Origin of the sequence: Streptomyces sp. NPDC008092, assembly GCF_042957285.1 — a bacterium.
GTDB lineage: Bacteria > Actinomycetota > Actinomycetes > Streptomycetales > Streptomycetaceae > Streptomyces.
Genome location: NZ_JBIBHY010000014.1, coordinates 40468 through 63581 on the forward strand (window position 1 = coordinate 40468; position 23114 = coordinate 63581).

21 protein-coding genes are annotated in these 23114 nt (G+C 67.1%); 15 read left to right on the forward strand and 6 right to left on the reverse strand.

Going from position 1 to position 23114, the window contains the following annotated elements:
- The first annotated feature begins 1067 nt into the window (after positions 1-1067).
- Positions 1068-1970 (forward strand): helix-turn-helix domain-containing protein, encoded by a 903-nt coding sequence (locus tag ACFZB3_RS37000; protein WP_391383941.1) that lies wholly within the window; start codon positions 1068-1070, stop codon positions 1968-1970.
- Positions 1971-2066: 96 nt separating this feature from the next.
- Here the strand turns inward: ACFZB3_RS37000 and ACFZB3_RS37005 are convergent, their stop codons facing one another.
- The 5 genes from ACFZB3_RS37005 to ACFZB3_RS37025 all read right to left on the reverse strand — a co-directional run bounded on the left by ACFZB3_RS37005 (position 2067) and on the right by ACFZB3_RS37025 (position 6707).
- A complete protein-coding gene (locus ACFZB3_RS37005; protein ID WP_391383945.1) occupies positions 2067-2729 on the reverse strand; it encodes a hypothetical protein in 663 nt (220 codons plus the stop codon).
- Positions 2730-2992: 263 nt separating this feature from the next.
- A complete protein-coding gene (locus ACFZB3_RS37010; RefSeq protein ID WP_391383947.1) occupies positions 2993-3517 on the reverse strand; it encodes a peptidylprolyl isomerase in 525 nt (174 codons plus the stop codon).
- A 308-nt stretch (positions 3518-3825) separates the two neighbouring features.
- Complete coding sequence (locus ACFZB3_RS37015) at positions 3826-5025, reverse strand: amidohydrolase family protein (protein WP_391383951.1); 1200 nt, start codon at positions 5023-5025, stop codon at positions 3826-3828.
- Between the two features lie 29 nt (positions 5026-5054).
- The gene (locus tag ACFZB3_RS37020; RefSeq protein WP_391383953.1) at positions 5055-6167 is read right to left on the reverse strand and encodes an MAB_1171c family putative transporter; all 1113 of its coding nucleotides are present in this window, start codon (positions 6165-6167) and stop codon (positions 5055-5057) included.
- Between the two features lie 3 nt (positions 6168-6170).
- A complete protein-coding gene (locus tag ACFZB3_RS37025; RefSeq protein WP_391383956.1) occupies positions 6171-6707 on the reverse strand; it encodes a hypothetical protein in 537 nt (178 codons plus the stop codon).
- 1548 nt (positions 6708-8255) lie between these two features.
- On the opposite strand from ACFZB3_RS37025, the gene ACFZB3_RS37030 reads away from it, so the two are divergent.
- Entirely contained in the window at positions 8256-9269 is a 1014-nt protein-coding gene (locus ACFZB3_RS37030; protein ID WP_391383959.1) for an NAD-dependent epimerase/dehydratase family protein, read from the forward strand.
- A gap of 1 nt (position 9270) precedes the next feature.
- Here the strand turns inward: ACFZB3_RS37030 and ACFZB3_RS37035 are convergent, their stop codons facing one another.
- Positions 9271-10596, reverse strand: a complete 1326-nt coding sequence (locus ACFZB3_RS37035) for a DNA-binding protein (RefSeq protein ID WP_391383962.1) — start codon at positions 10594-10596, stop codon at positions 9271-9273.
- 353 nt (positions 10597-10949) lie between these two features.
- Between ACFZB3_RS37035 and ACFZB3_RS37040 the strand changes: the two genes are divergently transcribed.
- The 13 genes from ACFZB3_RS37040 (at position 10950) to ACFZB3_RS37100 (ending at position 22040) form a co-directional block, all read left to right on the forward strand.
- Entirely contained in the window at positions 10950-11399 is a 450-nt protein-coding gene (locus ACFZB3_RS37040; RefSeq protein ID WP_391383964.1) for an ATP-binding protein, read from the forward strand.
- Positions 11400-11488: 89 nt separating this feature from the next.
- A complete protein-coding gene (locus ACFZB3_RS37045) occupies positions 11489-12520 on the forward strand; it encodes a hypothetical protein (protein ID WP_391383967.1) in 1032 nt (343 codons plus the stop codon).
- 81 nt (positions 12521-12601) lie between these two features.
- The gene (locus ACFZB3_RS37050) at positions 12602-14119 is read left to right on the forward strand and encodes an amino acid permease (RefSeq protein WP_391383972.1); all 1518 of its coding nucleotides are present in this window, start codon (positions 12602-12604) and stop codon (positions 14117-14119) included.
- A 6-nt stretch (positions 14120-14125) separates the two neighbouring features.
- The gene (locus tag ACFZB3_RS37055) at positions 14126-15496 is read left to right on the forward strand and encodes a glutamine synthetase family protein (protein WP_391383974.1); all 1371 of its coding nucleotides are present in this window, start codon (positions 14126-14128) and stop codon (positions 15494-15496) included.
- Between the two features lie 191 nt (positions 15497-15687).
- Positions 15688-16251, forward strand: a complete 564-nt coding sequence (locus ACFZB3_RS37060; protein WP_391383977.1) for a LexA family protein — start codon at positions 15688-15690, stop codon at positions 16249-16251.
- A gap of 193 nt (positions 16252-16444) precedes the next feature.
- Positions 16445-17398: an endonuclease/exonuclease/phosphatase family protein gene (locus ACFZB3_RS37065; protein WP_391383982.1), complete on the forward strand. Its 954-nt coding sequence runs from the start codon at positions 16445-16447 to the stop codon at positions 17396-17398.
- A gap of 76 nt (positions 17399-17474) precedes the next feature.
- On the forward strand, positions 17475-18500 hold the full coding sequence (locus ACFZB3_RS37070) for a radical SAM protein (RefSeq protein ID WP_391383985.1): 1026 nt from the start codon (positions 17475-17477) through the stop codon (positions 18498-18500).
- On the forward strand, positions 18497-19135 hold the full coding sequence (locus ACFZB3_RS37075) for a dTMP kinase (RefSeq protein WP_391383988.1): 639 nt from the start codon (positions 18497-18499) through the stop codon (positions 19133-19135). Before ACFZB3_RS37070 ends, ACFZB3_RS37075 begins: the two co-directional genes overlap by 4 nt.
- Positions 19128-19631, forward strand: a complete 504-nt coding sequence (locus ACFZB3_RS37080; RefSeq protein WP_391383991.1) for a hypothetical protein — start codon at positions 19128-19130, stop codon at positions 19629-19631. Before ACFZB3_RS37075 ends, ACFZB3_RS37080 begins: the two co-directional genes overlap by 8 nt.
- A complete protein-coding gene (locus tag ACFZB3_RS37085; RefSeq protein ID WP_391383994.1) occupies positions 19628-20440 on the forward strand; it encodes an STM4013/SEN3800 family hydrolase in 813 nt (270 codons plus the stop codon). Before ACFZB3_RS37080 ends, ACFZB3_RS37085 begins: the two co-directional genes overlap by 4 nt.
- 56 nt (positions 20441-20496) lie before the next feature.
- Complete coding sequence (locus ACFZB3_RS37090; RefSeq protein ID WP_391383995.1) at positions 20497-21042, forward strand: winged helix-turn-helix domain-containing protein; 546 nt, start codon at positions 20497-20499, stop codon at positions 21040-21042.
- A complete protein-coding gene (locus tag ACFZB3_RS37095) occupies positions 20967-21599 on the forward strand; it encodes a transposase (RefSeq protein ID WP_391383998.1) in 633 nt (210 codons plus the stop codon). The genes ACFZB3_RS37090 and ACFZB3_RS37095 overlap by 76 nt, the downstream gene beginning before the upstream one ends.
- Before the next feature lie 15 nt (positions 21600-21614).
- The gene (locus ACFZB3_RS37100; protein WP_391384001.1) at positions 21615-22040 is read left to right on the forward strand and encodes an NUDIX domain-containing protein; all 426 of its coding nucleotides are present in this window, start codon (positions 21615-21617) and stop codon (positions 22038-22040) included.
- Positions 22041-23114: the final 1074 nt, after the last annotated feature.

The following is a 23114-nucleotide window of genomic DNA, read 5'->3' on the forward strand; positions in this document are numbered from 1 at the left end:
GCGGGCGGCGGCGGTTCGCTGGGTCCGGTTGAGAGATATGGGTTGTCCCCACTCGTCGTACGCGCGGGTATAGGGACTCGGCCAGGTCTGACCGGGCTGGCGCTGCGAGACGCGGAAGATGCGGGCACCAGGCACCATGTCCGCCAGGAGGACAGCCAGGCGGTGCTGACGGATACCGTCCGAGGGTTCAACAGCCTTGGCGGGCCGGGCGGTGATCGCCCTTCCGCTTCGGGACGCGGGCATGCGACAATTCCTCACTCGTAGGTGGGGTGGGACGGCCGTTCTCGTCGAAAAGGCCAGCCGACTCGCCCCGGTTATGAATCCGCACCCTCAGGGGTGGCGGGCTCGGCGCTCAGGAGCCGCTAACTCCTGGGCGCCGTTCTCATTTCCTGCTGGAAATGGCAGAGTTGGCACTGAGATTGGTTCCGTTTTCCTCCGTTGGCGGGGCGTCGCTCGGCTGTGCCGGCGTTGGACCAGCAACATATGCAGTAGCTGGTGAACACTCCAGCGGACAGCGGGCATCGACGGATGCTGACGCCAACTCGACATATACGACTGGGCTGGAGAAGCTCACAGGGAAGGCCGCGCCGGGCATATCGCTCCCGTTCGAATCCCCCACCGTTGGGTGAGCTAGGTTCAGCAGGGGCGCAGACTTGCGCGCGACCGGATATCCTCAGTCCCCGAGATCCGGATGCGGATTCTTCCGTCCATTCAACGCAGCCAAGACATGCGACGCTCCTCACATAACAGCCACTCAGAAATCTTCGTTCCGGGCAGGGAGTGGCAGAGGTGCGTCTTTCGCGCCCTTCAGGCTCGAAACCGCACACGCTCCAACGCACGAGGAACGACTCCCTCGATACCGATTCTGTTCTGGGAGCCCTCCGCGTGAGGGATGCAGCGGTTGAGCTCCGGCGGCCCCACCTCAGCCGGGAGCCTTGGTGGGATCGAAGACGAAGACCGAGCTGGCGTGCGACACCCCTCCCTCTTCGCTAAGCTGAAGCTATTCCCGGCTAGAGAAAAAGTCAACATGCTGGATCGACTCCAGCTTGCGTAAAAAGCGAGGTCAGATGCCCGCCCGCCACTTCGACCGGAGCCGTCTGCGTACCGTCCGGCGAGCCGCCGAGATCTACCAGGCCGCCGTCGGCGAGGCTCTGGGTGTCTCCGACTCCGCGGTCGCCAGCTGGGAGAGCGGTGCGCAGACTCCCGATCCGGAGAAGCTGCCCGCCTTGTCCCGCGCTCTCGGCCGGGACCTGAACGAACTGTTCCCGCGGTCCGGGCCCCCCGATCTGACCGATCTGCGCTGCGACGCCGGCTACTACCAGTACGAGACAGCCACACTGATCGGAACCCGAAGCGCCGGTCCAGTGGCGGCGGCCGAACGCGGCGAGCGACGCCTCAAAGACAGGTACATCCCGGCGTTGGCGTCGGCGTACGGGGTCAGCGAGGAGGAGCTGCGGCAAGCTGAGGCCAGATCGATCGCCAAGGCGCAGGGGCTGCAAGTCGACGAACCCGAACTGTCGGGAGAGAGGGTGGGCTCGGCTCCCGGCGGCCCTCCCGAATCGCTGGCCGAGAAGATCACGCTGCTCCTGGACAACTCGTATCCCAGCCCCCCAGGGCCTCCCTCAGACGCGGAAATGGTCAACGCGGTGAACGCCCATGCCGGGGCTCAGGTCATCACCGAGCAGGAGTTCCAGGACCTCCGGACCGGCGTCGCCGAATCCGCGCCGCCTGTCGTGTTGGACGCACTGGCGGCGGTCGTCGGTGTCTCCCGGATGTATTTCGAACCGGATGACAACGTGGCGGCCCAGGTCTACGAGGGTCTTCAGCTCCTGGCGGCCGCCAAGAAGGGAGCCGTGGGCCGAGTGAGGGCTCGTGGGCTCGGCGCACAGGGGCTGTCACCGAAGGCCATGGCGCTGGTCAACGAGTTGGTGGCGGAGCTGGAGGAGAAGGAGACGGGCACAGGCGAGTGACGCAACCCACCGATGAACTGGTTTGTTCACAGGAAGCTAGTGTCGCCCGGCTGACGTGGTCCGCCCCGTCCTATGACCGATGCCGCGCGGCGGGGGTCAAGCGGTCGGCTGGGCGCGAATCACGAGCACGTCCTGGTGGAGTTCGTCGCCTGGGACGGACAGCCCTGCCCAGATGGCAATCGCGGCAAGGAGATTGAACGAGCAGCGGGGTGCGCAGGTGACCTGGGGGAAGCCCTCTGGTCCTTGAGTGAGGTAGGCGAACGTCGCGCGGGCGGCGGCTTCGGCGTCGGCGGCGTGCTGGTCGGCCGCTACTACCGTCACAGGTTTGCCGGCAGCGGAGACGAAGGCCTCGGCAAGCAGGAGATGGGCGTGCCCGGCGGTGAAGCGCTCGGTCTGGGTGGTCACGGTCACCTGCGGTACGAGCGCTCGCAGGCGGGAGAGCATCCAGGCGGTCTGCGCGACTCCGGTGGCCAGCGCTCCCGCGCCGGCACCGGCTGACCAAGGCCGGTTGCCTTCCCCCGTGCGGGCGCGGCCCAGCCACCGCCACTCATCGCTGTTGGGAGCCGGCACAGGGACTGCCATCGGCGCTTCTACAGCCAGGACCGCTCGCCCGTCCTCATCAAGAGACCACACCAGAGCCTGCACGGCGCCTTCCGGATCGTCCCCGTAGGAGACTGCTGGGAGCTCCGGTGAGTCAACGGCTGCCCAGGCGAAGTTCGACTGCTTCACCGAGCCGATGTCCACGCCCACGACCTGCATGCGGTCCCTGCCCTTCGACGGCCTCGGCGTATCGGACGCCGCGCTCGTGGCGCCGATTGCTAGCGACCGGGAGATCTTCCCACCCTGCCAGCCCCGAAGCAGACCTTCGAAGCACTCGCGCGGGCTCGCTGGCGGCATACGCTCCGTGTAATCGGCACGGACCAGCGCGACGGTCCCCGACACCATCACAGTGCGCACTAACCACGGAATCCCGCGTCTAGGCCGGAAGCCCTATGCAACGCAACCCACACGCTACAACGGGCTCAGGTCTGGGGTCGGTCGATTTTGACGAACCGGACGACAACATCCGTGATGGGACGGCCATTGCTGCCGGTAGGGATCTTCGCGATGGCGTCGACGACCTCTTGCCCCTCGATCACTTCACCGATGATCGTGTGCTGGCCGTTGAGATGCGGTGCCGGCCTGAGGGTGATGAAGAACTGCGAACCGACCGTGTCCGGAGCCGTGGTGGTCATGGCCACCATGTACGGCCGGTCGAAGTTCACTGCCGGGTCGATTTCGTCCGGGAACTCCCAGCCGGGTCCTCCGGTGCCGTCGGCCTGAGGATCGCCGCCCTGGATCATGAGGCCGGCGACCACACGATGGAAGATCGTTCCGCTGTAGAGCGGCCCGAAGCCCAGTTCACCCGTCCGCGGGTCTCGCCACGTCCAGGTCCCCCGGGCCAGTCCGCTGAAGCTCGCGACCGTCTCCGGCGCGGACTCCGGAAACAGCCTCACGACGATCTGCCCCAGCGTTGTATGCAACGTGGCGGTCAGCTCTTCCACCATGGACTTCCGTCCCGTCATCCGTGTCCCGCACATGGAACAGCACAACTGCGCAGGTCAGCGCAATGACACGCCAGCCGTACGCTCCAACGGCAGACGCCACCGAACGCGTCCGGCGTGGCTGGCAGGCCGTCGGAGTCGGCGGACGACGGCCCGGCACCGTCACCGTCGTTCCGCTGCTGGAGCCTGACTGTCTACGACTCGTCAGCGAAGATCACGATGCCGGCCGTCGCGCAGTGGAATTCGACGATGATGAAAGCGGCTCCGCTTGACCCGGACCACCCTCCGTGAGGCGTGGGCCGCCTGAGGGGTTATGGCTGATCGGTCCCAGACCCCGGCTCGTGTACCTGTCCGGCGGCAATCACCGCACGGATCTCCTGGAGGCCATTGAGGTCGGTCAGCGGATCTCCGCCGACGACGAGCAGGTCGGCGCGGAAGCCGGAAGCGATGCAGCCGGTCGACCTGCCGAGTCCCAGGGCGTTGGCGGCGTGGACGGTTGCCATATCGATGATCCTGTCGTTCGTCATACCCAGGTGCGCGTAGAACGCGAGGGCGGGTACGAGCGACCCGTCGAACCCGGTCCGCTGAACTCCGGCATCGGTGCCGGCGATGAGTTTGACGCCGGCTTCGGCCATCTCCCGGACCTGCCCGAAAAGGACCTTCGCTCGCTCCTCGCCGAAGACACGCGGCACCATCTGCCAGTGGGGGCTGACGGCTGGGCAGACGGCGATGTCCTGATCGATGATCTTTTTGAGCACATCGCGACGCAGGCCGAAGCCGTCCTCCGTCATCCAGGAGCAGTGCTCGATGGTGTCCACGCCCGCGTCCACGACGGCCGTGATGCCGTCCACCCCGTGAGCGTGCGCGGCCACGGGCACGCCGGCCTGATGCGCTTCGTCGACGAGAGCGCGAAGCTCGTCCTCCGAGAACTGGCTCTGCCAGCTCTTCGGGCCGTCCTTGGTCAGGCCGCCGCCGGTCGCCATGACTTTGACCACGCCGGCACCCGCCGTCAGGTTGCGTTGCACCATGTTGCGGACTGCCGCCTCGCCGGATACCTCGCCGCCGAGGAAGTAGCAGTGGCCTCCGGGCCTGGTCAACGGGGTGCCCGCAGACACAACCTGAGGACCGGGAGTGCCGCCACGGCTGATCTCCTCGCCCAGACGGAGGGCCAGGAGGTTACGGTCGCCCAGGTCCCGAACCGTCGTCACACCGCTGCGGACGAGTTGCGCCGCTCGACGGCGCATCTCCGACAGGAGGTGTTCGTCATCCGAAGCGCGGAGGGCAGCCACCGGGTCGCTGCTGCCGTCGAACACCAGATGGACGTGCGCATCGATGAGCCCGGGGACGACCGTCGCGTGGGGAAACGCAAGGTGCGTCTCGTCCGCGCCGACATGGACGGCGAGCTGCGTGCGGGGTCCGACCGCCGTGATCGTGGCGCCCCCGACGAGGATGGCGCCGTCTTCCAGGTACGTCCCGGAACCGGTCAGGACCCGTCCGGCCGTGATCAGCATGTCGTCTCGTCTCCTCGTTCTCCCATTGGTTACGCGGTCAGCCGGAGCACTTCCGCCACAGCGATCAACTGGCGCACGTCCTCATCCCGGTCGTCCCTCTTCGGCACCGCCAAGGCGACCGCCGGCCCCGGGGCCAGAACATCGTTCTTGATCATGTCGGCGGCGACGCGTAGCCGCTCGGCCAGCTGAGCAGGCTCAAGGTCCAGCAGGTTCATGCCTTCTCCCCTGCCCACCACGTACGGGCTGATGTCGACCAGTCCGTCCCGGCATTCCACTATCCGACGGTGGTACCGGCGGTGGACACCACGTGCCCGCCACCGATCCCACAACCCCAACGAAGCGGGGCGCAGGTGGTTCTGGGGATAGACCTCGAACAGTAGCTGCCACAAGGGGGCCAACCGACGGTGATCGCGTCGCCGACGCAGCCAGAGCCGGGTAGCGGTGATCCTGGCTCGGGCCACCGAGTACGTGACGCCTGCGGCGAAGAGGAGGCTGGCGACGACCAGCAAGAGCGACGTGTATGTGTTGACCCGATACGACACCGAACCACCACTCCAGCGGACGGTGACGAAGACCGCGCGGATCGCGCAGGCCGCAGCCATCCCGCCCAGGCCGGTCGCGGCCATCCACAGGCCCGTAGCGTGAGGCCGGCGCGACATGCGCGCGTAGGCAGCGGACCACCAGGCGGCGGCGCCGATCGCGTACATCAGGTACAGGCCGGCGACGGTGTAGAAGAGGAAGATCTGGGGGACCGTCATGTCCACCGTGACGTACGGCTTGCCGAGCTCATCCCGCGGCACAGCCACAGCCGCCGCGGTGATCGCCACCGCGACCAGGACCATGACGACGGCTTCCCACCGGGCTCGACGACGCGCTGTCGGTCCGTCTGCAGAGTAGAGGTAGAAGCACATCAGGAAGTAGACAGCCAGCAAAAGCAACAGGTTCTGGGCGAGCCTAGCCATGCCGTGCCCGGCAAGGGTGTCGATCCCGCTAGCGCCTCCCGGCATCGCCACTGGATACGACAGCCCCATGCACAGGAAGGCGAGCGCCACCGACCGCGTGGGAGCGTCGTGCGGAGCACGGAACCACAGATTGAGCCGCCACGCGACCGCGACCGCGATGATGAGCAGAAGGTACGCCACGAACTACAACCACCCTCGCCGGTCGCTCAGAGCAGACTGAACCCGACGCACTCTCGGGTCCTCCGACAGCGGAGGAAGGGCATCCACCACCGAGGACCACTCCAGGATGATGGTGGCCGCCAGCTCGACCGAACACTCCTCCGCGTCCTCGTACGAGCAACGGGTGGCGACCCGCCGGATCAGCTTCGGGTCCAGCACAGGCATGAGGGCTGACCACTCCTCAACGAACTCGTCCGGAGACCCCTCGGCGGCCTCACGGCCGTCCTCCCACTCATCGACGAGTATGTGGAGGAGCTCGTGAAGGATGATCTGCCGCTGGTGCAACGAGGTCGTTTCCCTCTGGTAGAGGATCACGTCCGATTTGGGCATTTCGACCCACAGTCCCGAAGGTCCGGGCTTCTCCAGCGCGAAGGGGCGCAGGACCACCGGACGTCCACGCCGCTCACCCAGCGCCCTTGCCAGCTCGTTCACGTCCAGGGGCGGAACGACGCCGAGGCTCCGCAGCTCCTGCCGCAGGCGTCGGTGCAGGCCGCGCTCCACGGTGCGCCTCTCGGCCGTACGCCACCGGCCCAGCCGCCGACGCCCCACCCACCCTCTGACGGGAACCGTCGAATCCGGCTCACTACGGGGACATTCTCCCGGAGACATGTGCGCAATCCCTTCGTACCGGCTGAACGGAGCTCGCACTTGGAGCCGAGCGTCAGCCACCACGGGTCAAAGATGTTTCGGTCCCCCGGGCAGCCCCATGAAGGTGACCGCACCAAGACCTGCACCATCCGCATGGAGCGGCCACCCGCTGCGATCGGACTGCGAGGACATAGGAGATCCCTGCGAACTAGGAGATCCCTGCGAACCCTCACGATCGCAAGCGCGAACGGATGCCAACCGATGAAAGCCCTTCGAGAAGGCCCCTGGGAACCTCTCGGACCTTACGCGAAGCGCGCAAAGGATCAGGCGACAGAAGCCACCCTGCGCGATTCAACCAAGGGCCGAAAAGGTACACACAAAGGCGAACAAATCACCCAACTCGCGTGTTGATCAAGACCCTGAGCTGCCACTTGTCCTTGTGTTCATTTTGGTCAACCCTGACCACCGATCACACATTTCCGTTATCATTTCGAGATAATTTGAGTGGAGATATTATGTATACATAGGAGCTTATTTACCATTTGGGTACGCGTTCACTCAACGCAGCATCGAGTGTGAAGGTGATCACGAGTGCGCAACTTCGTCGGGTCTGCCGAGCTATCCTGTCGGTCAGGCGAGCAGATAGATCCAGCCGAACACCCTGACACTGGGAGTTACGGAGTGAACACCATCCGCACACCATGGCTGCTTCTCACCCTGACGGGAGCCCGCACGTCGCACCGCTGACGCGACGACCGATGCCGATGCAGACGTCGCCAGCGTTGCCACACGCAAATCCACCAAGAGGGTCGTCAACATTCAGGCGTACCGCCCCGGCGAAGCGCATGTGGCGGTCTGCCAGATCGACGGAGGAAGCCGAGACAGCCAGCAGAGCACTGCAGAGGTCCTCGGCGACCCTGCGACGGCCTACCGCCTGCCGCGTAATCAGCCCGTCACCACACTCGTCGTCCTGCGCCACGACCACGCCGTCGTCACCCTCGCCACCCCCAGCGGAGCAGCGGCAGCCCGCTCTCTCGACGTCCCCTGGCCACGCCGTGGGAAAAGTGGGCGGAGCAAGTCCGGACGGTGCTGGAAACAGCGGAGACCGCACAGTGACATGCCGCCCGACACCTGGTCATCGCCGTTCCGTTCACAGGGGACAGCGCGGGGCCGACACGTCTCGTCCCCGGGCATCCGCGTGGGACCCGCGATCGAACTGGCCGAGAACGGCGCCACGGGCGAGGAAGTGTAGCGGGTCAACCGTTGGCGCCCAGGCTCGTGTATTCCCCGATAGGTGTACGTGCGCCTTGCTGAGTCTGAGAAGAACGATCCGTTCTCCAGGATGCCCGTCCTCAATCATGCGGCAGCGACGGAAGCCTGACGCGCTTCCGCTCACCGACTAGACAGCCGTATCGGCCAAGGCTGTTTCCCCGGCATCCGGCCGCACGGCAGGATCATCCCATGAGACTTCTGGTCATGGGCGGGACATGGTTCCTAGGCAAGCACATCGTGGAGGGCGCACTGGCGCGAGGGTGGGAGATCACCACCTTCAACCGCGGGCGCTCCGGCCGCGATGCGGACGGCGTAGAGGCAATTCACGGCGACCGTACGAGCCGCGTCGACCTGGGGCGCCTTGCCGAGCACGGGACCTGGGATGCCGTGATCGACACATCGAGCTCCGAACTGCCTCCACGCGACGTCCTGTCGGCCGCAACCACGTTGCGCCCGGCCGCCCGCCGGTGGGTGCACATCTCCACCGTGTCCGTGTACGAGGGATGGCCCCACCAGTCGCTCACCGACGCCTCACCTCTGCTCCACTGCCCGGCGGACGCCGATCAGTCCTACGGCTACACCGGCCCGGACGGCTCCCCCACTCAATACGGGTTCCAAAAGGCCGGCGGGGAGCGCGCCGTGATCGAAGTGTTCGGCAGCGCTGCGGTGTTGCTACGCCCAGGTGTGATCCTGGGCCCGGGCGAGTACGTTGGCCGACTGCCCTGGTGGCTGGAGCGAGCCAAGCGCGGCGGTCGTATCCTCGCACCCGCCCCGGCGGCGCAGCGCATCCAACCGGTAGACGTTCGAGATGTGGCGAGGTTCGCCCTCGACCAGGCGGCGAGTTCCTCGGAAGGCGGCTTCAACGTCACCCACCCCGAAGGCATCACCTTCCGCGGCTTCCTCGAAGCGTGCCTTGCTGAGACGGGCGGTGCCGGGGCACCGGTGTGGGTCGACCCCGAGGCGCTGATCGAGCAGGGCGTGAAGCAGTGGACGGAGCTGCCCCTGTGGCGTACTCACGCGGGTGTCTGGGCCGTTGACTCCAGCCGCGCCGTGGCTGCGGGGCTTCAGTGCCGGCCGCTTGTCGACACCATCCGGGACACGTGGCGGTGGTGGGCCGGAGACGGGCGTCCCGTGAACCATCCGCGATGGGCGGAACACGGGATCGCCCCGGAGAAAGAGGCGAAGATCCTCGCTTCTCTGTAGGTCAGCTCTCGATCGCGAGCAGCCCGATGTGCGGGCCGATGCGGTGCGGTGGGGAGACGCGGTTGAAGTCCTCGATCCGCTCCCGCAGCTCCTTGGGGACGGTAGAGCCGTGGTACTCGGGCCGGTTCAGGTGCCTTCCGATGCGAGCTGTGCGGACGACGATGCCCGTCTGCCGTTTCTCCGCGGGGACCTCCCACACCGGCTGTAGGGCCTCGGCCGCGCCGTCCACGTCGCCCGCCATGAGGCGTGCGTGGGCGAGGTCTGCGGCGGCACCTGCCCGCACGTGGGCCGACTGTTCCTCACTCGGCCGCTGCGCGATGAGTTCCAAGGCGCGCCGCGCGTCGGCTTCGGCCTGCGCGGCGTCACCGATGACCAGGGCTGTAGTGCTGGTGGACATGGCCAGGCGTTCCAGGGAGAAAGCGAACTCACCGCCCACCCCGTCGTGCAGATCATCCCGGCGGCCCTGGCCCTCTTGCGAGGACAGCAAGATCGCTTCTCGGGCTGCGGCGACATCGCCGAGGTGCCCATGGGCCCGGGCCTTGATCGCCTGGTGCCGTCGGTGCGCCATGTCCCCAAGGCCTCCGTAGGACAGAGCGCGGCTGGCCTTCGCCACCGCCTCGGTGGCGTCGCCCGTGTGGTAGGCGATGTAGGCGAGAGTGCCGTCAGCGAAGGCCTGGAGCGGCGTGAAGCGGGTTGTCTCGCCGAATACGGCGGCCGTACGCGCCAGGCTCCGGGCACTCGGAAAGTACCCGAGATCGAACGCGGCGACCGCGAGAAGGGCGGCGGCCTGCCCGTTCAGGATCATAAGATGTTGCTGCTGGACGGGAACCTGCGTCCGGTCCCGCTGCCGCTCGATCGCCAGGCGCAGCCGGTCGACGTTCTCGTAGGCCTCGGCGGGCGGCATCAGGTGATACCTGCGGGCTACGGTTTCCACCTGGTCGCGTAGTTCGTCGATTGAGTTGTCGGAGATGGACGCCGAAGCAGTCGCGTCGGCGCCCTCAAGGGCTTCTTCTGCGGTCATTCGAACTCGTTCTTCCAGGTCATTCGCGGGTGCCTGGGGATCTGTCTTCGGCGGCGGCCGGAAGAGCTGTTCAGCCGAGTAGCCGGGCCACATTGCCTCAAGAATCTGACAGGCCTCGGGGACCGGCAATCCTTGCAGCTGACCGCCAGTCCACCGCCGGAACTGCGTCTCGCCGCACGTCGGGCTGGCGCTGCCGTTCCCGAAGATCCGCCCACCGTGCTTGGTGAAGTCCTGCACGAAGCGGCGATAGGTGACCTTGTCCCGGCCGCACAGCCATGCGAGCAGCGTCCTCGGCTCAGTCCTCACTCCGCCCCCAGTCTGCGAGACGCAGGCGGTCGGCCTACGAATCGATCCCTTCTCTGGAAGGGGATACCGCCAGCACTCCCAGGGGCAACCTCCCCTACGCAGAAGCCACTTCAAAGCTACCCCGAGGCCACCTCAGTCACCCGGGAGCACCGAAGAAGCCATGTCGCAAGTCATGGCGGAGCTACCCGGAGTGGGTGAACTCTGATCGCCTACTTCGCTGAGAGTGCTCGACCGAGCACAGAAGCCAGGGAGTCACCCCAATGCCCCCAAATCCTGCCGGGCTGACGAGTCCGTCGGCGGCGCAGTTTCTGATGCCGGTCCGATATCGCGTCACGGACGGATTCGACATTGCGATGCCAGCGGCTGCGGCGAGCGTCGGGCGGGCACGGCGGGTCGCGCGTGCTTGGTGCCGCTACTGCCGGGTGCCGGACGATCTGATCGACACCGTGCTGCTCGTCGTCTCCGAGATGTGCGCGAACGCCATCCTGCACGGCAGGTCGGACAGCATCGGTGTACGGGCCTGGCTGCCGTCTTTCGACGTACTGCGTATCGAGGTCGCCGACTACACCCCTTCCCAGCCCCCCTCGGTGCAGCACCCGTCCGCCGACAGTGAGAGCGGCCGCGGCCTGTTCCTCGTCGACGCCGTGGCTGCGGACGCGGGTGGTAGGTGGGGATTCAGCGCAGACGGCACCCGCGCCTGGTGCACGCTCCCCCTGCCCACGGCGGAACCTGCTCACAGCTCCTCGGCCCGAGTCCCCCAAGCCTCGACCCGAGATCCCGCCAGTCCCTACACCCACCTCTAATCCTCAAGGCCTCCCCCATGCCTTCTCCTTCTCCCTTAAAGATCGGTGCCGTGCCCCCTCAACGAGACGTCCACGGCACCCCCGATGACATGACCGTCATCGTCAGTTCCGTCGGCGCTGACGCAGAACTGCGTAACGCCCTGGAAGACCTGCGGTTGGGGCGCTACGCCGCTACTCGCGATTTGCTCCGTATGACGGGCCGCCACTGGGCACTCCGCACCAGCCGCAGCCAGCTACTGGCCGCAGGGGGCGAGCCCGGAGTCTTCAAGATGTGGCGTGACGAGGAGCCGGGCAATCCGGACGCGGCCATGATGTGGGCCAGGGTGCTCTCACGGGCCGCCGTCGATGCGTTCCGCAGCGGGAAGAGCGAGCACATCGTGAGCCGTGCCACGCGGATGGCCGCGGAAGCGTGCCAGCACGCCAGCGAGTTGCTTCCGGCGTGTCCGGTGCCGTGGATCGACCGGTTGCAGCTCACGCAACTCCCGTTTCGCCCCGAAACTTTCGACCCCCATGCGCCGAGCCGGCCCCGCCCCTGGGACATGCTGCCCGCGGAAGAAGTCCGCAGTCACGGCATGTACCACCGTGGCCCCTGGCCGTTTCTGCACGAGGCTGATATCCGGCACCCCGGAAGCCGCGAGGCGCATCACCGCATGCGCCAGGCCCTCATGGTCCGCAGCGGACTCGGGGCCTCAATGGACTTCTCGTTCTGGCTTGCCTCGAAAAAGCTGCTCGCCCCGGAACTGCTGATGCTGCCCCTCTACTCGATCATGGACAAGTACCGCAGGGACCACGGACACGGCCAGGTCGGGGCAGTGCACTTCTGGCAGCGGGCTCAGGTCGGGCACTACGCCTGCGGGGCCTACGACGGGTGGTTCGCCGGCATCCCAGCGGCCGAATACCCGTGGCTGTCCATGACGGACCTCAGCCACCTCGCGCACGCCCTGGTGGCCACCGGCGAGAACAAGCGCTCCGCGGCCGTGTTCCGGGCCATGGGCCCCTACGCCACCGCCCAGCCGTGGCAGGACATCAACGCCAGTCTGGGCCGCTCCAGGGACTGGAGGGACTGGTTCGTGACGACCCGTTCCTCCACCCTGCGCAGCCACCCAGCGCCTGCTGCCTGAGCAGTCGCCAGCCCTCTTCTACTTGGCGTCCCCACCGCCAACGGTCTGTCCCATCCCACTCTGAGTGAAAGTGGATCTCTGGTGTCCCACAGAAGAACCAGCACCCTGACCACCGATGATGACGTCCTGGCCGAACTCGGGATCAAGCCCGAACTGAACCGTCGCATAGGCGCCTTCGGGAACTTCGCGATCTCCTTCAGCGTGATCTGCATTCTGGCCGGCGGCATGAGCCTGTTCGGGTTCGGCATGCGCACCGGCGGTCCCGTGGTGATGCTCGGCACCTGGGTCGGTATCGGCTTCTTCACCCTGCTGGTGGGCCTGTCCCTCGCCGACGTCGTCTCCGCCTACCCGACCTCGGGCGGCCCGTACTTCATGGCCGAGAAGCTCGGCGGGGCCCGCTGGGGGTGGGTGACCGGCTGGCTCAACTTCCTGGGCCTGCTCGGGGCCATCGCCGGTATCGACTACGGCGCCGCCGCCTTCGCCGGAGCCTTCGCGCAAATGCAGTGGGGCGTCACCCCCACGACCGGCACCACCATGCTGCTGTTCGGCGTCATCCTCCTGGTGCACGGACTGCTCAACTCCGCCGGTGTCCGGCTCGTCACCGTGCTGAACTCCATCTCCGTGTGGTGGCAGCTGATCGGTGTCGCCGTCATCGTGGGCGCCCTCACCCTCGCCCCGGCCGAGCATCAGAGCCCCACATTCGTGTTCATGCATTTCCACAACGCCACCGGCTTCTCCAGTCCCCTCTACGTCGTCCTGGTCGGCGCCCTGCTCGCGGGGTATACGTTCTGCGGCTACGACGCCTCCGCCCACGTCGCCGAGGAGACCACCAACGCTCAGGTCTCCGCCCCGAAGGGCATCGTCCGGTCCATCTGGGTGTCGTGGGTGGCCGGGTTCGTCCTCATCGCCGGCATGTTGTTCGCCGTCCAGGACTACGCAGCCACGCTGAACACGGCAACGGGTGTCCCGCCCGCGCAGATCTTCCTCGACGTGCTGGGGGCCTCGGGTGCCAAGGCGCTGCTCCTGGTCGTGATCGTGGCCATGCTGTTCTGCGGCAACGCCGAGGTCGCCGCGTGCAGCCGCATGGTCTACGCGTTCTCCCGCAGCCGCGCCCTGCCGGGATGGCAGAGCTGGCGTCTGGTCAACGAGCGCACCAAGACACCGACGCGCGCGGTCTGGCTGTCTGTCGTCGTGCCGTTCCTGCTGGCTCTCCCCGCGCTGTGGTCCCCGGCCGCCTACGCGGCGATCACCGCAATCAACGCAGTCGGCATGATCCCCGCCTACGGTGCCCCAGTCCTCCTCGCCCTGAAGAAGGGCCGCCACTACCAGCCCGGCCCGTGGAGCCTGGGCCGCTGGCGCCGGCCGATCGCCATCGTCGCTGTCACCTACGTCGTGGTGATCACCGTGGTGTTCTGCCTGCCGCAGTCCCAACCCATCAACGCCACCACCTTCAACTACGCCGGTGTGACGTTGCTGGCCGCGCTGCTGCTGGCCTGGGGGACCTGGGTGACCCGGGGCAAGAAGGCCTATCAGCTCACTGCCGGCGCCCGCACTGCCCAGCCCGGCGAAGCCCGAATGACCGAGAGTGAAAGTTTCTGACCTGCGATGGCTACCGAACAACTTCCTCCCGAAGACCTCATCGGACGCATCGACCTGGATGCGATGAAGGTTCCCATGCGCCACGGCATCATCCGCACCGTGATGGCGGCCATCCCCGATATGCGCGGGCATCTCAAGGGCAAACGCCTCGGCAGCCTCGCTCTGCTCGAACGGCTCGGCGACACGGGCGGCAACCGCGTGGCGGAGGCCTGCGCGTACATCCTGGCCACCAACGCCAACATGGACCCGCTCACTGGCTTCGACCTGACCGGCTGGGACGACGGCTACCGGGACATGGGCGTCGATGCGGACTGGCCGACATTGCGGGTTCTGCCCTACATGTCCGGCCTCGCCCTGGTTCACTGTGACGCTGTCGACCTGGACGGCACGCCCATCGAGGTCGCGCCCCGCCAGATCCTGCGCCGTCAGCTGGAGAGACTTGCCGGACTCGGCTATCAGGTGAAGATCGGCCTGGAGAGCGAGTTCGTCCTCTACCACGGTCCTGAGCCGGCCGTCGGCCGCAACATCGACTACGACTTCGATCTCCCACCGCAGATCGCGACCTTCCTCGGCCACCTGGAGGCGGTCCTGCCGGACGCCGGCGTGGACGTCGAGGCGCTGAAGCCCGAGGGGGCGCCCGGTCAGTTCGAGGCCACCTTCCCCTACACCAGCGCCACGCCCATGGAGGCCTGCGACAACTACACGGTCTACCGGCACGCGTTGCGCCACGTCGCGCAGCAGCACGGCCTGACGGCCTCTTTCATGGCCGCGCCCGAAACCGGCGTCGGCAGCGGCCTGCACCTGCACCTGTCCCTCTGGCGGGAAGGCCAGCCGGCCTTCGCCATCACCTCACACCGGGACATGCCGCCCGATCCCATGGCACATGGCATCGCCGGACTCGTCGACGCGATGCCACGTCTGGCGCCGCTGTACTTGCCGACCACCAACTCGTACAAGAGGTTCGCGACGCCGCGGTCGTTCGCCCCCCAGTTCATGAACTGGGGCCCGGACAATCGCGGCTGCGCGATCCGGGTAACGGGGCACGGCGACGACGCGCATCTGGAGGTCCGGCTGGGCGGCGCCGACGCCAACCCCTATCTGCTGACTGCCGCAGCGCTCGCTTCCATATCCCACGGCCTCGACAGGAAGCTGGCCCTGCCGTCCCCGCGTCTGGGTGATGCCTACGCCGACCGCTCGGCCTTGCCGCTGCCCCCGGATCTCGCGGACGCACTGCGGGATTTCCAGACCAGCACGCTCGCGCACGAGTTGTTCGGCACGGAGATCGTCGTCCACTACAGCCGGGCCGCACAGAGCGAGCTCGATGAGCAGCGGCGCACGGTCACCGACGTCGAGCGCAGCCGCTTCACCCTGGCCTGACGACTCCACAGACCGACCCCTCTTGGACGCACAGAGCCCCCCGTGGGCCGCCGACGGCGGCCCACGGGGCCCCAGCACGGCGTCTTTCGCGTGCTCCAAGCGCCGCCGCTGGTCGGCATCTGGCCCCTCAGCGGGGCAGGGCCACCGGCCCGACAACCAGTTCACCCGTCCACGACCTGCCCAGGAAGCGCATGCCGAACGACTGCGAACCGACGGCCGCACCTGCTGCAAATACGGAGCAAGAGAGCACTCCGCCAGTCCATCGTGGGCTGCATGATCGACAACCGCAAATCATCAACCTTCTCCGCGAAGCCGACCAAAGGCAGGGCTTTCCGCCCACGTTGCGGGAGATCGGCGCAGCGGTTGGGCTCAGCTCACCCGCCTCCGTCGTCTACCACCTCGATCAGCTAGAGAAGCGAGGGCTGGTCAAGAAGTCTGCCAGCGGACGCTTCCGCGGACACCGGGTCCTGACCGAGACGTTCGCCGAAGAGGGGCAGCGGGTAACCGTCATCGGCTGCCCGCTCCTGGACAGCAGCCATGCCGTAGTCCCGGACGAAGCAGAGCGAGCCGTCCTCCTGAAGGTCCTACTCGACGGTCACTCCATTGGTGCCCTGCGCGCCGGTGCCCACCTGACCGTGCAACTGCTTCCCGTAACTGCCAGCGATGCTCCGCTTGCCGACGCGGTCGTCCTGGGCCAGGTCGTCGGCGTCACCCACCCCGTCAGCGGCCCCCGTCTGAGTTCCTCGGAGAGGTAGGCGGCTGACGAGCGCGGTCCACACGGGGCGGCGCGCCAAGGTTCGGCGCCTGCGACCGGTCGGCGGGCCGAAGACGCCGGAGAAACGGTCTCTGCGCCCGCCAGCAGATCAGCCGGCGGGCGCAGAGCCCGGACCACCACATCAGCCGACGCGGGCGGGAGCACTGCAACCGTCCTCAACACTGGAGGATCGTTTGAACGGTACGACCGACAAGTACCGAGAGCCTGTCGTCACGGCGATCACCGGCAACCTTGAGCATGACGGCGGCGCCGAGGAACTCGGTAAGCCTCCCGCCCGGTGGTGCGACTGGCACGAACTGATCGCAGAGCACCGCCCGGACGTACTCCTGAGGCAGGAGATGACCTACAGCCGGGCGGAAGGCCACCGCCGTCTCCACGCGGCCGAACGCCGTCTGGGGATGCGGGGCTTCCTCGGCGCGCAGGGGTCCGGCCGCAACGGGACCGGGCTCTTCGTCCGGCCGGAAGTCTTCGACGTGCACCAACAGTTCGAGCACCCCAGGCTGTGGCGCACTCCCCCGACCAACATCATCGCCAGCCTGCACGAGGTCCCTGTCCCACGCATCGTGATGGCCAGCTGGCATCTCGCCTTCAACTCGCCCCACGACCGGGAGAGAGAAGCCGACGAGATCCTCGCCCTCGCGGACAAGGTCAACGGAGGTGCGGCGTTCATCGGCGGCGGCGACTGCAACGAGTACCCCCACCCCGCAGGCGAACGCGTCCTGCCGATCGACTGGACCAGCAAGACCATCACCGACCGGTTCCACATGATGCACCGCACCAACCAGGGCCTGGGCGGCAGTCGCGTCAGCTGTACCTACGCCGACGAGGCCCTGCTCGGTGCCGGCCTACACGACCCCGCCCGCTACGCTGCCCACGGCCCTCTCGCGCAGAAGGACGCTCTCCTCCCCACGGCCGGACATGGCAAGCCCACCCAAGGGGGCGACCGACGCATCGACCGCATCTACGTCGACCCCTGGCTGATCAACGCCGTCATCTCGGTCTACGTGATCGACACCACCGGTCTCAGCGACCACCACGCCGTCGCTGTCGTCTTCTCGCGCGCCGCCATGGCCGCATCACTGCGCCGCAAGATGACCGCCCTTGAGCCGTACGACCTCTCTGCATAAACCCCAGCCCTCCCCGCCGTGCCTTCCCTCGCGGGGAGGCAATGGGGCCAACCTCTCAGATGGTCTGGAGGCCACCGTGCAAGAGCTGACCAGGCCGGTAGGAGCCGACGCCGTCGACTTCACGGCCCTGCACAACTTCGCTGCCCTGCGCGGGCAACTCCGCGTGTCCTTCACGCCGCGGTGCAACATCGCGTGCTGGTTCTGCCACAACGAGGGCGACGTCCCGCCCCCGTTGACGCGGGCAGACCGCTCCCGGCAACCGCGTACCCGAGCACTGGATCCGGACGGCTACCTGAACTTCATCCGCGCCCTGATGGCCGCGGGACTCAAGCGCGTGTATTTCACCGGCGGGGAGCCCTTAACTTCCCCTATGGCCCGCCCGGTTCTCGAAGGCCTGCCGGGGCAAGGCCCGGATGCCTCGTACACCCTGATCACCAATGGAACCCGCATCCGCACCCACCAGGCGTGGCTGGGGCGAACCCGCCTGGACAAGGTGAAGGTATCGCTGCACTACTTCTCCGACGAGAGCCTGCGTGCCATCGCCGGTACCCGCATCACCATCGACACCGTCCTCGACGGCATCGAGGCGGCCCGGGAAACCTTCCCTCAGGTTGAGCTGAACACGCTCCTCCAACAAGAGAACGCGCATGAGGTGACGCACATCCTGGACTTCGCTCTGGAACGACGCCTGCCCGTGCAGTTCATCGAGCTGGTGGACACCGACTTCAACGAGGCCCGAGCCTCCTCGGCTGCTTCGGCCGATGCCATCCTGGCGTACCTGCGCACGCTCACGTCGGACGAGCGCATTGAGATCGCTGGGGTCGGCCAGGGCCGGCGTGTCTTCCGCATCGACGGCGTCGAGATCGACGTCATCCACCGCGACCTCGGCCGTCACCACGTTGGCCAGTGCGGCACCTGCGCGCTGCGCAACCGGTGTGTTGAGGGCTTCTGGGCCCTGCGCGTGGACCACAACGGCGGCGTACAGCCCTGCCTGCTGCGCGATGACCTGCGCCTGGACGTGGCTGAGCTTCTCTCCGATCCGGACCGACTGGTCGCTGCCGTCGCCGGGCATGTCACGTCATTCACCGAGGGGACACTATGACCCGCACGCCGCCTACGTACCAGCCCTTCTACTACGAGGCCGACCCGTACCCGGTCGTCGTCCTGGAGGGCGTCTCCGGCATCGGCAAGTCGACCTTGGCCGGCCTGCTCGCCAAGCGGCTCAAGGCCTCCCGCATCCACACGCTGACCAATCCGCACACCGAGTGGTCCTCCACCATCAACTCCGAACTGCGATCACTGCCTCAGTTCGCGTTCTACCTGTCCGGCGCGCTGCACACCTCCGACCGGATACGCCACGCCCGCGTGCACGGCGCGGTCGTGGCAGACCGTTACCTGTCGTCCGTCATCGCCTGCCACGCTGCAGTCCACCGTGTGCCCGTCGACGCCGTCACCGCTCTCCTGGAGCCCTTCCGCTTCTACATGGAAGCGCCCACTCGTACCTACTACCTTCGCTGCGCGGAGGACGCGCTGCGCAAGCGGATGGCCATCAAGACGGACGTGAAGAGCGACGACACCGACCTGCTCAACGTGCCCGATCGGCTCCCGCGACTGCTCGCCAACTTCGCCCAGGTGGCCGAAGAAGACGACACCGCGGTCTGGCTCGACACCGACGACAAATCGCCGGCAGAGCTGGCCGACTGGGTCATCGCCGACTTGGAGCGCAGCCTTGATTAACCCCATCGACACGGCCGCCGTCATCCGTGACGGCGGCGCAGTCGGGCAGTACCCCGGCCAGATCCACGAAGGCGTCGGTTGGTGGCTCGGCGCCTGCTTGGTGGTCACGGCCAAGGCCTCTCGCCTCGCGGTGGCCCACGACGGGCACCCGGTCAGCGCCGAATTCGCTGACCGCGTGTGCCAAGGCGCGATCAACGCCCAGCACTACGCCTGCACCGTCCGCTACCTCGGGTGGCAGCCCGAGGAGGAGCTCCTGGCCGAACTGGGCGCCATTGAGGCCCCGGGCGCGTGGCTGTCCTCGGAGACCGCAGGTGGCGTCACCACCGTACGGATCCGCCTGTACACCGCGCAGGGCACACTCCTGGACAACGCCAACGGGCTCGCGGCCATCCGCAGCCTCATCACCCAGGACCGCGTTCCTCGTCCTGTGAACTCCCAGGCCAAAGGCACGATCGAGACGTGGCTCCCCGCTTCGGCCGACGGAGGCCGCCCGTGATCGACACAGCGCAGATCATCGACTCCGGTACCAACATCCTCTTCGTGACGTTCGATTCCCTGCGCCACGACGTCGCCCACGCCGCTGCGGAGAACGGCCTTACGCCCCGCCTCGCCGGGCTGCTGCCCGGCGGGCAGTGGGAACGACGACAGACACCCGGGACGTTCACCCTGCCCGCGCACATGGCGTTCTTCTCCGGCTTCCTGCCCAAGCTGCCGCAGCCGAAGCAACCGAGCCGCCTGTGGGAATGCCGCCCGCCGACCTTCAAGGAGGTTCCCCCCGAGACGTTCGTATTCGACGCCCCGAATCTCCTCGACGGACTCGCCATACACGGGTACCGCACCGTGTGCGTGGGCGGTGTCACCTACTTCTCCCAGGAAACACCCCTCGGCTCGGTGCTGCCGGCGATGTTCCATGAGGCGCATTGGCACCCCGAGTTCTGCTCCCCCGAGCCCGACTCCACCCGCTACCAGGCGGACCAAGCCCTCGAACTCGCCGACCGGTACGACGGCCGACAGCCGATGTTCCTGTTCGTCAACGTCTCCGCCACACACGTGCCTCACGGTCATTACCTGGACAGCAGCATCGACAGCGCTGCCTCTCAGGCCGCGGCACTCGCCTACGCCGACGCTCACATGGGCCGACTGCTCGACAGGCTGTCCGGCTACGGACAGTGGCTGGTCATCATGTGTGCCGACCACGGGGACGCCTACGGCGACAATGGTTACCACGGCCGCGGTATCGCCCACCCCGTGGTGTTCAATGTGCCTTTCGCCGCCTGGGTGCACGCCTGCCGTTACTCAGGTTGAATTGGCGATGTCCGGGTGGTCGTGACGAGTGGTGATCCCTGCGGTACGACGGACTCATGCGGTATGCGCAAGGGGGCGGGCTGACGCCCGCGGAGCAGGAGAAGCGGGAGGCCGTGCGGGTGGAGGCGGCCAAGTGGTTCGAGGCCGGGGCCGGTACGGTGCGGATCGCGGCGGAGCTGCGGGTGACGGACCGGTCGGTGCGCCGGTGGCGGGCGGCCTGGCGGCGGGGTGGAGTCGCGGCGCTGGTGTCGGCGGGGCCGATGGCGGTCGAACGGTTATCGCCGGCACAGTGGCAGAGACTGGAGGGGGAGTTGAAGCGGGGCCCGCTGGCTCACGGCTTCGATGATGAGGACCAGGGCTGGACGCTCAAGCGCGTGAAGTTGCTGATCGGGCGACTGTTCCACGTCGGCTACACGATCCAGGGGGTGTGGCGGCTGCTGCTGCGGCATGGCTGGAGCTGCCAGGTGCCGGTCCGTCGGGCGCTGGAACGGGACGAGGCGACGATCGAGGTGTGGAAGGCCGAGGTGTGGCCGCGGGCAAAAGTACCGCGCACGACCTGGGCGCCCATATCTGCTTCGCGGACGAGAGCGGGCAGTCGCTGATCCCGCCGAAGGGGCGCACGTGGGCGCCGCGCGGGGCCCGGCCGGTGGTGCGGGTGGCCGGTCGCCGCGGTGGGCGGGTGAACATCGCCGGCGCGGTGTGCTTCCGGCCCGGGTACCGCCCGCGGATGTTCTACAAGCTGCACGTCTACCACGGCCGCAGGGGCGAACCGAAGTCGTTCGCCTGGAGCGACTACCGGGACTTCATCCGCATGGTGCACCTGCAACTCGGCACCCCGGTGGTGTGGGTGTGGGACAACCTCAACGTGCACCTGCAGCAGGAGCTCTTCGACTTCGAAGCGGAACACAAGGACTGGCTGGTCATTTTCCACCTGCCGCCGTACGCGCCGGAGATCAATCCGCAGGAAGGGATCTGGAGCCTGCTCAAGCGGGCCCTGGCCGACTTCGCCGCTGCTGATCTCGCCCACCTGACCCGAGCGATCAAGCGGAAGCTGAAGAGGATCCAGTACCGGCCGCACCTGATCGTCGGCTGTCTGCCGACCACCGGTCTGGACCTCGACGGGCTGATCGACGAACCGGACATCGCCGATTCAACCTGAGTAGGCTCATCCGGCATGAGCACTGAAGTGATGCGTGACGCCTCCGTGGTGGTGGCGCGCGACGCGGAGGGCCTGGTAGCCCTGCTGAGCGCCGACTTCCCCATCCACGGGGGCGAGTTCCTCTTCCTGCCCGGTGGCCGCCGCGAACACGGCGAAGACCCGCTTAAGTGCGCCCGCCGCGAACTGCGCGAGGAAGCAGGAATCACCGCAGAATGCTGGCGCCCACTCGGCGCGTACGCGATCACCCTCGGCTCTACCGCGCGAGTCCATCTATTCGAGGCCCGTGAACTCACCCTCGGCGAACAAGAACTCACCGAGACGGAACGAGACTACAAGCTCATGTGGTGGCCGATGGACGACGCCGTGCAGGCCGCCCACGAGAGGCGATTCCTCTTGCCCGCCGGACCACTGGCTCTCTTTTTGGCCAACCACACGACCTAGGGGGGATAGGCCCAGGCAGACCGCCGACTATCTAAATATGCCAACCACTTGGGTATCGAGACGCACCTAAACTGGGACTTGTCGCGTACAAGTTCGGGAACGGTCGTACCACGAAGCTGCAGTTCAAGATCGCGAACGTACGACATGCGGTTTCTGCTCCAGCACGACACACGCCACGAAACCTACGTCACGGAGGATCCGGGCCCTGCCCGCCCGGTCGTCGCCCGCGAGGTCGTCCGCGATCACCACGGCCGTGTCCTCCGGCCAGCCGAGCTCGGCGGCGATGAACCGGGCGGTCTACGGATGACCGCCGGCGAGCTACACCATCCCGCCGCTCACCACAATGCGCCAGGACGTGGAATACATAGCAGGTCCAGTGCTGGGTTCCTCAAACGGAGTACACGTATCGGCGGCGTAGAGCGCGGGTTGAAGGTGTGGGTCTTCCCCATACCCAGGGCTGGGCGCGGGTATTGAGCTGGGCTGTTGCCAGGCGAGTGGCTTGGTCGATCTCGGGTGGTCCGGCGAAGGACTAGCCTGCGAGGGCAGCCTTGCGGAAGATGCGCCACCAGCCTTCCTGGAGGTTGAGCCAGCAGGCTCCGACGGGGATGAAGACGTGCTGGATTTTGGTGTGGTCCTCACTGAGCGTTTGGTCCCTGACCTCGGTACGAAGGCCCTCTCGCGCCTTCCGGCAGAGAGGTTCTCCGGCATCGTCGGCGGTACCTATCAGCCCCGCGGAGGACCGTTCGGCCCTGTCGCCGCGTACGCCGCACGCGCGAGGAGGACATCTGGGAAATGGTCACCGTAAGTGCGGAGACCCGGCGCCAGTCATGCAGGCAATCGATATCCTGATATTGGTGGTCGAGGGTGCCTGCGCCGCCGAGATCGCGCACGATGACTGCCAGTACCGAAAATCAACGCGCTGGCACCCGCAGCTCGCCGCCGCTGGCGTTCCGGGGGCCGATTCCTACGCCAAGAAGGCCCGTCTGAAGGCTCCACAAACCACAGTTGAGGGACAGGGCCCTCCCGGGCGTGGCGCGTCCCGGAAACTCCCGACGAACTACGCGTGCTCCTGCC

Bases quoted from the DNA above. Each gene is read 5' to 3' on its own strand.
- ACFZB3_RS37075 (WP_391383988.1), top strand. From the start codon at position 18,497: ATGACCCGCACGCCGCCTACGTACCAGCCCTTCTACTACGAGGCCGAC.
- ACFZB3_RS37000 (WP_391383941.1), top strand. From the start codon at position 1,068: ATGCCCGCCCGCCACTTCGACCGGAGCCGTCTGCGTACCGTCCGGCGA.
- ACFZB3_RS37030 (WP_391383959.1), top strand. From the start codon at position 8,256: ATGAGACTTCTGGTCATGGGCGGGACATGGTTCCTAGGCAAGCACATC.
- ACFZB3_RS37010 (WP_391383947.1), bottom strand. From the start codon at position 3,517: ATGGTGGAAGAGCTGACCGCCACGTTGCATACAACGCTGGGGCAGATC.
- ACFZB3_RS37055 (WP_391383974.1), top strand. From the start codon at position 14,126: ATGGCTACCGAACAACTTCCTCCCGAAGACCTCATCGGACGCATCGAC.
- ACFZB3_RS37015 (WP_391383951.1), bottom strand. From the start codon at position 5,025: ATGCTGATCACGGCCGGACGGGTCCTGACCGGTTCCGGGACGTACCTG.
- ACFZB3_RS37040 (WP_391383964.1), top strand. From the start codon at position 10,950: ATGCCAGCGGCTGCGGCGAGCGTCGGGCGGGCACGGCGGGTCGCGCGT.
- ACFZB3_RS37005 (WP_391383945.1), bottom strand. From the start codon at position 2,729: ATGCAGGTCGTGGGCGTGGACATCGGCTCGGTGAAGCAGTCGAACTTC.
- ACFZB3_RS37100 (WP_391384001.1), top strand. From the start codon at position 21,615: ATGAGCACTGAAGTGATGCGTGACGCCTCCGTGGTGGTGGCGCGCGAC.
- ACFZB3_RS37060 (WP_391383977.1), top strand. From the start codon at position 15,688: ATGCCGAACGACTGCGAACCGACGGCCGCACCTGCTGCAAATACGGAG.
- ACFZB3_RS37090 (WP_391383995.1), top strand. From the start codon at position 20,497: ATGCGGTATGCGCAAGGGGGCGGGCTGACGCCCGCGGAGCAGGAGAAG.
- ACFZB3_RS37045 (WP_391383967.1), top strand. From the start codon at position 11,489: ATGACCGTCATCGTCAGTTCCGTCGGCGCTGACGCAGAACTGCGTAAC.